The sequence below is a fragment of the Falsiroseomonas sp. RANM36 genome (genome assembly GCF_056682175.1).
The window spans coordinates 846,610-856,850 of the sequence record NZ_JBWXTD010000004.1; the positions used below are offsets into that span (position 1 = coordinate 846,610).

10 protein-coding genes are annotated in these 10,241 nt (G+C 70.8%); 5 read left to right on the top strand and 5 right to left on the bottom strand.

From position 1 onward, the window contains the following. Positions 1-119: 119 nt before the first annotated feature. The 5 genes from AC1MIR_RS17880 to mutM all read right to left on the bottom strand — a co-directional run bounded on the left by AC1MIR_RS17880 (position 120) and on the right by mutM (position 5,228). The gene (locus AC1MIR_RS17880) at positions 120-1,103 is read right to left on the bottom strand and encodes a Bug family tripartite tricarboxylate transporter substrate binding protein (protein WP_480029533.1); all 984 of its coding nucleotides are present in this window, start codon (positions 1,101-1,103) and stop codon (positions 120-122) included. Positions 1,104-1,219: 116 nt separating this feature from the next. Continuing rightward, positions 1,220-2,698 carry a chromosomal replication initiator protein DnaA gene (gene dnaA, locus AC1MIR_RS17885; protein ID WP_480029534.1) on the bottom strand — a complete coding sequence of 493 codons (1,479 nt, stop codon included), beginning with the start codon at positions 2,696-2,698 and terminating at the stop codon, positions 1,220-1,222. Between the two features lie 351 nt (positions 2,699-3,049). Then, positions 3,050-3,328, bottom strand: coding sequence for a 30S ribosomal protein S20 (gene rpsT / locus AC1MIR_RS17890; protein WP_480029535.1), 279 nt, complete (start codon positions 3,326-3,328; stop codon positions 3,050-3,052). A 117-nt stretch (positions 3,329-3,445) separates the two neighbouring features. Further along, positions 3,446-4,222: an enoyl-CoA hydratase gene (locus tag AC1MIR_RS17895; protein WP_480029536.1), complete on the bottom strand. Its 777-nt coding sequence runs from the start codon at positions 4,220-4,222 to the stop codon at positions 3,446-3,448. An 82-nt stretch (positions 4,223-4,304) separates the two neighbouring features. Next, positions 4,305-5,228: a bifunctional DNA-formamidopyrimidine glycosylase/DNA-(apurinic or apyrimidinic site) lyase gene (gene mutM, locus AC1MIR_RS17900; RefSeq protein WP_480029537.1), complete on the bottom strand. Its 924-nt coding sequence runs from the start codon at positions 5,226-5,228 to the stop codon at positions 4,305-4,307. A gap of 57 nt (positions 5,229-5,285) precedes the next feature. Here mutM and AC1MIR_RS17905 point away from each other — a divergent pair, with 57 nt between their 5' ends. From AC1MIR_RS17905 to AC1MIR_RS17925, 5 genes are all read left to right on the top strand, one after another. Further along, positions 5,286-6,023: a class I SAM-dependent methyltransferase gene (locus tag AC1MIR_RS17905; protein WP_480029538.1), complete on the top strand. Its 738-nt coding sequence runs from the start codon at positions 5,286-5,288 to the stop codon at positions 6,021-6,023. Positions 6,024-6,042: 19 nt separating this feature from the next. After that, complete coding sequence (gene coaBC, locus AC1MIR_RS17910; protein ID WP_480029539.1) at positions 6,043-7,230, top strand: bifunctional phosphopantothenoylcysteine decarboxylase/phosphopantothenate--cysteine ligase CoaBC; 1,188 nt, start codon at positions 6,043-6,045, stop codon at positions 7,228-7,230. After that, positions 7,230-7,676, top strand: coding sequence for a dUTP diphosphatase (gene dut / locus AC1MIR_RS17915; RefSeq protein WP_480029540.1), 447 nt, complete (start codon positions 7,230-7,232; stop codon positions 7,674-7,676). The genes coaBC and dut overlap by 1 nt, the downstream gene beginning before the upstream one ends. 342 nt (positions 7,677-8,018) lie before the next feature. Next, complete coding sequence (locus AC1MIR_RS17920; protein WP_480029541.1) at positions 8,019-8,699, top strand: hypothetical protein; 681 nt, start codon at positions 8,019-8,021, stop codon at positions 8,697-8,699. 77 nt (positions 8,700-8,776) lie between these two features. Next, positions 8,777-10,241: Ig-like domain-containing protein (locus AC1MIR_RS17925; RefSeq protein WP_480029542.1), on the top strand; the 1,465-nt coding region annotated here is incomplete at its 3' end.

Genomic DNA, 10,241 nt, shown 5'->3' on the forward strand with positions numbered 1-10,241 from the left:
GCGTGGACACCGACGAGGGCCTCTACATGGTCCAGGCGCGGGAATGGCGCCACGGCGGCTGGCCGCTCGTCGCGGCCTGGGACATGCATCCGGTGGGCGCGCCGGCTTGCAAGCCGGCCTCAGCCTTCGGGGCGGAATCCGCTTTCGCGGACGACGACGCCCCACAGGTCGCGCTCGCGCCGGATCCGGTCGGCGAAGGCCTGCGGGCTGTCCGAAGTGGTCGGCAGGAATTCGAGACGACCGAGCGCCTCCACCATGTCCGGCTGCGCGGCCGCGCTGCGGATCGCGGCGTGCAGGCCCTGCACCACCGGCGCCGGCGTGCCGGCCGGCAGCAGCGCGCCGAACCATTCCTCGGCGGTCTGCTCGGGATAGCCGAGCTCGGCCAGCGTCGGCACGTCCGGCAGCTTGGCGAAGCGGGCGGGCGAGGTCACCGCGATGATGCGCAGCCCGCTGCCATGCTGCGGCAGCACCTCGCTCAGCACGCCGATGAACAGCGGCAGCCTGCCGCCGATCACGTCCTGCACCGCCGGAGCGCCGCCGCGATAGGGCACGTGTTCCAGCCGGAGCCCCAGGCGGCGGCCGAGCATGATGCCAACGAAATGCGGCACCGAGCCCGCCGCCGGCGAGGCCCAGGGCGTCTCGGCGGGCTGGGCGCGCGACCAGGCGGCCCACTCCGCCAGCGTCTTCGCCGGGTGGTTCATCGGGACGCTGAGCGCGAAGGGGAAGGTGCAGACGGTGCTGACCGGGATCAGGTCGGTCAGCGCGTCGTAGCGGACCTCGCGCGGGAACACATGCGGCTGCACCGTCAGCATGGAGGCCGGGGTCTGCAGGAAGACGGTGCCGTCCTTCTCCGCGTCGCGCACATGCTCGACCGCGATGCGCCCGGCCGCGCCGGGCCGGCCGTCGACCACGATGCTCGGCGCATAGGTGCCGCGCAGCTTCTCGGCGTAGAGGCGGGCGACCACGTCGGAGGACCCGCCAGGGGGGAAGCCGATGACGAGGCGCGCATTCCGGCGCACGGTCTGCGCCTGGACGAGGCCCGGCCGGGCCAGCGTGGCAGCGCCGAGCGCGAAGGCCGCACGGCGGCCGATGGCGGATGTCATGCTCCGGTTCCTCCCTGTCGGCGCTGCCGTCTGCTGCGCGGCCGCCTGCCCGACACCGGAACCTTATACGGCATAACGATCCGCCGGGGGAACCGCCGGGTTGCCCGGCGCCTCCGTCAGGTCTCCAGCATGCGCCGCAGCAGCTCGACATCCTCGGCGAAGGCGCTGTCCTGCTGCATGAGCTCCGCCACGCGGGCGACAGCGTGCATCACCGTCGTGTGGTCGCGCCCGCCGAAGCGCCGGCCGATCTCCGGCAGGCTGCGGGTGGTGAGCTGCTTCGCCAGGTACATCGCCACCTGGCGGGGCCGCGCCACGTTGCGGGCGCGGCGGGGCGAGGACATGTCGGAGAGGCGGATGTTGTAGTGCTCCGCCACGCGCTTCTGGATCTCCTCGATCGTGACGCGCCGGTCATGGGCGCGCAGCACGTCGTGCAGCACCTCCTGCGCGCCTTCCATCGTCACCGGGCGGCCGAACAGGTTGGCATGGGCGATCAGGCGGTTCAGCGCGCCTTCCAGCTCCCGCACGTTGGAGGTGATCTTGTGTGCGAGGAACTCCAGCACCTTGTCGGGCACCGGCACGCCGGCCTGCTGCACCTTGGCCTGCAGGATGGAGATGCGCAGTTCGTAGGTGGTGGCGTGCAGGTCGGCGACCATGCCCTGGCCGAGCCGGGTGCGCAGCCGGTCCTCGATGCCGGCGAGGTCGGCCGGCGGCTTGTCGGAGGAGACGATGATCTGCTTGCCGGCATCCACCAGCGCGTTGAAGGTGTGGAAGAATTCCTCCTGCGTGTTGTCCTTGCCGATCAGGAACTGCAGGTCGTCGATCAGCAGCACGTCCACGCTGCGCAGCGATTCCTTGAATTCCATGGTGGACTGGCTGCGCAGCGCGGCGATGAAGCGGTACATGAACTTCTCGGCGCTCATGTAGGCGACGGTCAGGCTTGCCCGCCCGTCCTGCGCGCCGCGCTCGCGGATCGCCCAGGCGATGGCGTGCATGAGGTGCGTCTTGCCCAGGCCGACGCCGCCATAGAGGAACAGCGGGTTGAAGCCGGGGCTCGCCGGCCGTTCGGAGACGCGGCGGGCGCAGGCATGGGCGAATTCGTTGGGCTTGCCCACCACGAAGGTGTCGAAGGTGAAGCGCGGATCGAGCGGCGCCGACCAGTCGGCGCGGCCATCGGCCCGCAGTTCGGCGCGCGGCTCGGGCGCACGCGACCCGAGGGCGCCGGCAAGTCCGCCGGCATGGCCGTTCGGCAGCCGGCGCGCCGCCACCTCCGCCGCCTCCGCCTCCGCCGTGGCCTCGTCATGGCGCGCGCCCTGCGGCATCACCCGGAAGTCGACGCGGCGGACGCTTGGGCATTCGGCCCGCCACAGGGCGTGCAGCCGGTCGCCGTAATGGCCGCGCACCCAGTCGCGCAGGAAGCGCGTGGGCAGCAGCACCACCACCTCCTCGCCTTGCAGCGAAGCCAAGGTCATCTGGCGCAGCCAGGTGCGATACTCGACGTCGCCGAATTCCTCGCGCAGGCGACCCCGGATCCGCGCCCAGATCTCGGCGACCTGCGCCGAGGCCGGAGGAGAGGACGGGCCGACCGCTTTCTCCATGAGACGCACCTGCCACCCTTACCGACCACATGCGCGGCCGGCCCCCGCTGAGCCGCCGCGGCGGGATCACCCGCCACGAGAGAACGATGCACCCACCCGACTGCACCGCTCCCCAAGTAAGCTACCGCGTCACGCGCCGCGCCCGCAAATGATAACTTTCACCGATCCACAGAAACGATGAGCACGCAAAAGTAGAACGCGCCGAAAGGCTGCGCTTGCGCGAATACAATCACGGCTTTGGGACAGTAACGATGCGAGCCGGCCGGCTGCAACGCCACGCCGCAAACTAGCGCGACGCGGCGCGAACCCGCAACGGGACCGGAGCGCGAACGCGCCCCGGTCGCCGCAGCTTCAGGCCTGGCCTGGAGCCGAGAGGGCCTTGATACGCGCGGAAAGCCTGGAGAGTTTCCGCGCCACCGTGTTGTCGTGCAGCACGCCCTTGGTCGCCGCGCGATGCAGCTCCGGCTGGGCGGCGCGGAACGCGTCCTGCGCGGCGCCCTGGTTGCCGGTTGCGATCGCCTGCTCGACCTTGCGCAGGAAGGTGCGGACCCGCGACTTGCGCGCGCGGTTGCGCGCAGTGCGCTTCTCGATCTGCCGGATGCGCTTGCGCGCGGAGTCGGTGTTGGCCATGTGCCGCGTATCTGACCACAGGAAGGAATGATGGGAAACCGGCGGGACCGCTCCCGCCGACGAAGGGGCGGGTTCTAATCCGCGCCCGTCGCACGAGTCAACGTACGGCCGCGGGCGTCACCGATGCCGGAACTGCGCGGGCCGCTTCTCCGCGAAGGCGGCCATGCCTTCCTTCTGGTCCTCCGTGGAGAAGAGGCTCAGGAACAGCCGTCGCTCGAAGCGCACGCCTTCCTTCAGCGTCGTCTCGTAGGCGGCGTTCACCGCCTCCTTGGCCATCGCGACCGACGGGGCGGAGAGGCTCGCGATCTTCTCGCCCATCTTCACCGCCTCGGCGACCAGCTCCCCCAGCGGCACCACGCGGCAGACCAGGTTGGAGCGCTCCGCCTCCGCCGCGTCCATCATCCGCCCGGTCAGGATCATGTCCATCGCCTTGGACTTGCCGACCGCGCGCGTCAGGCGCTGCGTCCCGCCGGCGCCGGGTATGATCCCCAGGTTGATTTCCGGCTGGCCGAATTTCGCGTTATCGGCGGCGACGATCATGTCGCACATCATCGCCAGCTCGCAGCCGCCGCCGAGCGCGAAGCCCGCCACCGCCGCGATCACCGGCGTCTGGATGGTCAGCACCGTCTCCCAGCGCTTGCCGATGAAGTCGTCGAAATACACCGCCGGATAGGTGCGGTCCTTCATCTCCTTGATGTCGGCGCCGGCGGCGAAGGCCTTCTCGCTGCCGGTCACCACGATGCAGCCGATCGCCGGGTCGGCGTCGAAGGCGCGCAGCGCCTGGCCGAGCTCCTCCATCAGCTGGTCGCAGAGCGCGTTCAGCGCCTTCGGGCGGTTCAGCGTGATGAGGCCGACGCGCCCGCGCGTCTCGACCAGGATCATCTCATGGGCCATGGCGCGTCCTCATCCTGCAGCTTGGGCCGCGACGGGTAGCGCGCTTCGCGCCCAGGCTCAACGCTCCGGCGCGACGCTGGGCTCAACGCTGGGTGCGGTTGCACAAGAATGTTGATCGCCCGGACTGCACGATCCGCTGCACGCCCGCGCAGCCGCCCTCCGGCCCCGGGCAGGCCGGGCATGGCTGGCCCTCCCGGTCATAGACGGCGAAGCGGTCCTGGAAGCGGCCGAGCTCGCCATCCGCGCGGACATAGTCGCGCAGCGAGGAACCGCCCGCGCCGATCGCCTCGACCAGCACCGCCTTGATCGCCGGAACCAGCCGCGCGGCGCGCGCCCCCGGCACCGTATGCGCAGACCGGCGGGGTGAGATGCCGGCGCGGAACAGCGCCTCCGCCACATAGATGTTGCCGAGACCCGCGACGACCTTCTGGTCGAGCAGCGCCGCCTTCATCGGCGTGTGCCGGCCCTCCAGCGCGGCCGAAAGCACGGCGGGCGTGAAGGCATCCTCCAGCGGCTCGGGGCCCAGGTCGCGCAGCAGCTTGTGCGCGCCCTCCGCCGCGGTCGGCATCAGGTCCGCGCAGCCGAAGCGGCGCGGATCCACGAAGCCGATGCGCGTGCCGTCCTCGGTTTCCATCACCAGGTGCTCATGCGCCTCGGGCGGGACGTCATGCGGATGCATGCGGTCGTAGTTGTGGCCGCGCGCATCGGAGAAGCGGCCGGTCGGGCCCATCCAGGGCACGCGCGGCCCGTCCTTCGGCCGGGCGACCAGCCGCCCCGACATGCCGAGATGGATCAGCAGGCTTTCCGCGGTGTCGAGCCGGACAAGGATGTATTTCCCGCGCCGCCCGAGGCCGGTGACGCGCGCACCGGTCAGGCGCTCCGCGAGGCGTGGCGGAAAGGGCCAGCGCATGTCGGGCCGCGTGGTGGCGGCATGGGCGATGCGCCGCCCGTCCAGCACGGCCGCCAGGCCGCGCATCACCGTCTCGACCTCCGGCAGTTCGGGCATGCGATCCCCCTCCCCGCTTCCTTGCCCGCCCGCGCGGCTTCCGCCAAGTTGCCGCCGATGAACGAGACCACCGATTTCGGCTTCCGCGAGGTGCCGCGCGGCCAGAAGGCCTCCCTGGTGCGCCAGGTCTTCGACAGCGTGGCGCCGCGCTACGACCTGATGAACGACCTGATGTCGCTCGGCATCCACCGGATCTGGAAGCGCATCTTCGTCAATGCGATCGCGGCCTCCCCGCGGGAGACGCTGCTCGATCTCGCGGGCGGCACTGGCGACATCGCCTTCGGCGCGCTTGCGGCGGGGGCGAAGCGGGTGATCCTCACCGACATCAACGCGGAGATGCTGGAGGTCGGGCGCAGGCGCGCGCTGGATCGCGGCATCGTCGAGCGCATCAGCTTCGCCGTGGTGGACGCCGAGCGCATCCCGCTGCCCGACCGCAGCGTGGAGAAGGTCTCGATCGCCTTCGGCCTGCGCAACTGCACCGACAAGGACGCGGTGCTGCGGGAGGCCCGGCGCGTGCTGCGCCCGGGCGGGCGCTTCCACTGCCTGGAATTCTCGAAGCTCGAGGTCGCGGCGCTCGAAAAGCTCTACGAGACCTGGAATTTCCGGGTGCTGCCGGAAATCGGCGAGCGCGTGGCCAAGGACCGCGCCAGCTACGAATACCTGGCCGAGAGCATCGCGAAGTTCCCCGACCAGCCGACGCTGGCGGGAATGATGGAGCGCGCGGGGCTGGAGCGGGTGGCGTATCGGAACCTGTCGGGCGGGATCGTCGCGATCCACACCGGCTGGCGGCTGTGACCGGCGGGCGGGCGCGCCGATGACCCTGCAAGGCCGCAAGATCCTCCTCGTCGTCTCGGGCAGCGTCGCCGCCTACAAGGCGCTCGAGCTGATCCGGCTCGCCCACAAGGCGGGGGCCGAGGTCTGGCCGATCCTGACCGCCGGCGGCGCCCGCTTCGTGACGAAGGAAGCGCTGGCCGGCATCGCCGGGGCGCGGGTGCATGACGACCTGTGGGCGGCCGAGGCCGAGATCGGCCATATCCGCCTCGCCCGCTGGCCCGATCTGGTGGTGCTGGCGCCGGCCAGCGCCAACCTGCTGGCGCGGATGGCAAGCGGCATCGCGGACGACCTCGCCACCACGGTGCTGCTCGCCACGCGCGCGCCGATCCTCGCGGCGCCGGCGATGAACCCCGCCATGTGGGCGCATCCGGCGACGGCGGCGAATGCCGCGGCGCTGGCCGCGCGGGGCGTCGGCTTCGTGGGGCCCGAGGAAGGGCCGATGGCGGAGCCGGAAAGCGGGCTCGGGCGGCTCGCGGAACCCTCCGCGATCCTCGATGCCATCGCGCGGCATTTCGGCGCCGGTCCGCTGGCAGGCCGGCATGTGATCGTGACGGCCGGGCCCACCCATGAACCCATCGACCCGGTGCGCTACATCGCCAACCGCTCCTCCGGCCGGCAGGGCTACGCCATCGCCGCGGCGCTGGCCGCGCTCGGCGCGCGGGTGACGCTGGTCAGCGGCCCGGTCGCCCTGCCCGCCCCGGCCGGCGTGGAGCTCCGCCGCATCGAGAGCGCGCGGGAGATGCTGGCCGCCGTGGAGGCCGCCCTGCCCGCCGACGCCGCGATCTTCAACGCCGCGGTCGCGGATTTCCGGCCCGAAGCCGCCCCCAGCCAGAAGATCAAGAAGCAGCCGGGCGCCCCGCCGCCCGAGATCCGCCTGGCCCTCAACCCGGACATCCTGGCGACCATCGCGGCCCATCCCGCGCTGCGGCCGCGCCTGGTCATCGGCTTCGCCGCCGAGACCGAGAAGGTGGTGGAGCACGCCACGGCCAAGCGGCTGCGCAAGGGCTGCGACTGGATCGTGGCGAACGACGTCTCGGGCGACGTGATGGGGGGCGCGGAGAACGCCGTGCACCTGGTCACCGCCGGCGGCGTGGAGGATTGGCCGCGCCTGCCGAAGGACGAGGTCGCACGGCGCCTCGCGGCCCGCATCGCGGAGGCGCTTGCCTGATGGTCGAGATCCTGGTCACCCGCCTGCCGCATGCCGAGGGCCTGCCGCTGCCGGCCTACGCCACGGAGGGCGCGGCGGGCATGGACCTGATCGCCGCGGTCGCCGCCCCGCTGACCATCGCCCCCGGGGACCGCGCGCTGGTGCCGACGGGGCTCTGCATCGCGCTGCCGGCCGGCTACGAACTGCAGGTGCGGCCGCGCTCGGGCCTGGCGCTGAAGCATGGCATCACCGTGCCCAACACCCCCGGGACGGTGGACGAGGATTACCGGGGCGAGTTGCAGGTGATCGTGATGAATGCCGGGCGCGAGAGCTTCACCGTGGAGCGCGGCATGCGCATCGCCCAGGCGGTGGTGGCCCCGGTGACGCGCGGCACCTGGCGGGAGGTGGCAAGCCTGCCTTACAGCCGGCGCGGCGAGGGCGGGTTCGGCAGCACCGGGACCGGCTGACTGCGACGCTGCCCGCGGAGCGGCGAGTCGCGCCGCGCAACGCATGCCGCGAGGCGACGCGCGGCCGGGGTCGGCCGTGTCTCCGACCCGCCTCGCCAGGGTCCGGTCGTTACGCTTCGCGGCGAAATTGCAACCAGGGATTGCAAAATCTGACCGTCTCCGCCCGATGTTGTCGGAAAATTTGACAGCCCGCCCGGGCAAGCCGCGCCGATCGCCGGAAAAATTCGTGGAATCAACATCCTGGCCCAACGGCACAACCTTTGCTTTACACGATGGTCGAGCGTCTGGTCTCATATGGGCGCTGCACTTTCGCTGAACGGTTGTGGGGGACCCGAGATGGTCATGCGTCGTATCTTCGGGTTGGCAGTCGCGGTCTTCATCGCCATCGGGGTGCTGTCCGCCCCCGCGGCGCGTGCGGCGACCTTCATCTCCGTTGTCGCGACCGGGACCGTGACCGACAGCAACGACCCGGGGATCGTCGGCGCCACGATGTCGCTCGAGCAGCGCTTCAAGGTGGATCCGGCCCTGCTGTTCCCGGACCCGGCGAATGCCGTTGCGCTGTTCCAGACGCTGCAGGTCTCCGTGACCCTCGGCTCCAGCACCAGCGCCTTCGCCGGCACCGGCGCCCCGATGGATTTCGGGATCTACGCCATCTCCAAGCTCGACGTGCCAGGGTCCGTGCCTGCCTCCGTGAACGCGCAGAGCGCGGTCGAGATCTTCGGCGGGTCCATGGTGCTGCTCGCCAATGCGGGCGTCCAGAGCGCCTCCGACGACTTCGTGGCCACCACCAACCTGCTGCAGAACTTCGTGTTCCCGCCCTTCCCGGCCTCCGGGCAGGCGTCCTTCGGCTTCTCCATGCAGGACACGGAGGGCAACGTGGTCTATTACGCTGCCGCGACGGAGATCACCTCGCTCACCGTCACGGTGCGGGAGGTCACGATCCCGGCGCCGGCCGGCTTCGGGCTGCTCGCCTTCGGCCTTGCCGGCCTGATCATCACCCGCCGTCACCACCTGGCGCGCTGAACTCCACGAGGTTCCGCGGGGGAATTTGCGCGCCCTATTGTATTGCGTTGTCGCATTGAAACGCTGAGGAAGCCATCATGCTGCCGACGATGAACTTCTCCCTCGCGGGCGGCCCGGGCGTCCGCATCACGGTCGTGCAGACGGCGGAGGGAACGCTTCAGGTCACGGCGGCGCTCGCCCCGTCGGCGGTGGTCGGCGACCTGCGCGGGCTGTTCTTCCATGTGGCCGATGAAAGCCTGCTCGGTGGCCTGAGCGTGACGGGCAGCACCAGCCCCCTCGGGACGGTGCAGCAGGGTGCCAACGCGGTGAGCAACCTCGGCGGCGGCGTGAACATGCTGGGCGCGGCACCCGCCTTCGACATGGGCATCGTCTTCGGCACCGCTTCTGCGGTGGGTGCCGACGACATCCGCAGCGTCACCTTCACCCTCCAGCATGCGACGGCGGCGCTCACGCTCGACCTGTTCAGCAACGCGCAGTTCGGCGCGGTGCTCGGCAGTGTCGGCACCAGCAGCGGCCCGCGCTTCGGAACGGTGAAGCCGACCGGCACGGCACCGTTGGTGGAAAGCAGCAACACGCCGCCCGAGGCCGGAAACGACAGTGTGACGGCGGCCGAGGACGGAACCACAACATTCTCGGCGTTGCTCGGCAACGACACCGATGCGGACAACGACAGCCTGACGATCACTGCCGTGACGCAGCCCGCCAAGGGCAGCGTGAGCCTGGTGGGCGGGCAGGTGGTGTTCGATGCGGGCGATGACTTCAACGGCCTCGGTGACGGCGATTCCGAGGATGTGACCTTCACCTACACCGTTTCCGACGGAAAGGGCGGTACGGACACCGCAACGGTGACGGTGACGGTCATCGGCGCCAACGACGCGCCGACCGTCTCGGACGACACGCGGACGGCCGCCGAGGACGGCAGCCTGAACGGGTCCGTCGCGGACCTGGCCGACGACGTGGACGGCGACACGCTGACCTTCGCGCTGGTGGGCGGCGGGCTCGCGGGCCTGACCTTCAACGAGGACGGCAGCTACAGCTACGCCCCGCCGGCCGACTTCAATGGCACCGTCAGCTTCCAGTTCAAGGCCAATGACGGCACCGCCGACAGCAATGTCGGCACTGTCGAGATCGACGTCACCCCGGTCAACGACGCGCCGACTGTCTCGGGCGACACGCAGACGGTGGCCGAGGACGGCGTGCTCGACAGCTCCGTCGCCGGCCTGGCCGACGATGTGGATGGCGACACGCTGACCTTCGCGCTGGTCGGCGGCGGGCTCGCGGGCCTGACCTTCAACGCCGACGGCAGCTACAGCTACGCCCCGCCGGCCGACTTCAACGGCACCGTCAGCTTCCAGTTCAAGGCGAATGACGGCACCGCCGACAGCAATGTCGGCACCGTCGAGATCGACGTCACCCCGGTCAACGACGCGCCGACCGTCTCGGACGACACGCGGACGGTCGCCGAGGACGGCAGCCTGAACGGCTCCGTCGCGGGCCTGGCGGAGGACGTGGACGGCGACACGCTGACCTTCGCGCTGGTGG

What these genes read in the sequence shown, in the direction of transcription:
- AC1MIR_RS17880 (WP_480029533.1), bottom strand. Translation starts at nt 1,103, where the DNA reads ATGACATCCGCCATCGGCCGCCGTGCGGCCTTCGCGCTCGGCGCTGCC.
- dnaA (WP_480029534.1), bottom strand. Translation starts at nt 2,698, where the DNA reads ATGGAGAAAGCGGTCGGCCCGTCCTCTCCTCCGGCCTCGGCGCAGGTC.
- rpsT (WP_480029535.1), bottom strand. Translation starts at nt 3,328, where the DNA reads ATGGCCAACACCGACTCCGCGCGCAAGCGCATCCGGCAGATCGAGAAG.
- AC1MIR_RS17895 (WP_480029536.1), bottom strand. Translation starts at nt 4,222, where the DNA reads ATGGCCCATGAGATGATCCTGGTCGAGACGCGCGGGCGCGTCGGCCTC.
- mutM (WP_480029537.1), bottom strand. Translation starts at nt 5,228, where the DNA reads ATGCCCGAACTGCCGGAGGTCGAGACGGTGATGCGCGGCCTGGCGGCC.
- AC1MIR_RS17905 (WP_480029538.1), top strand. Translation starts at nt 5,286, where the DNA reads ATGAACGAGACCACCGATTTCGGCTTCCGCGAGGTGCCGCGCGGCCAG.
- coaBC (WP_480029539.1), top strand. Translation starts at nt 6,043, where the DNA reads ATGACCCTGCAAGGCCGCAAGATCCTCCTCGTCGTCTCGGGCAGCGTC.
- dut (WP_480029540.1), top strand. Translation starts at nt 7,230, where the DNA reads ATGGTCGAGATCCTGGTCACCCGCCTGCCGCATGCCGAGGGCCTGCCG.
- AC1MIR_RS17920 (WP_480029541.1), top strand. Translation starts at nt 8,019, where the DNA reads ATGCGTCGTATCTTCGGGTTGGCAGTCGCGGTCTTCATCGCCATCGGG.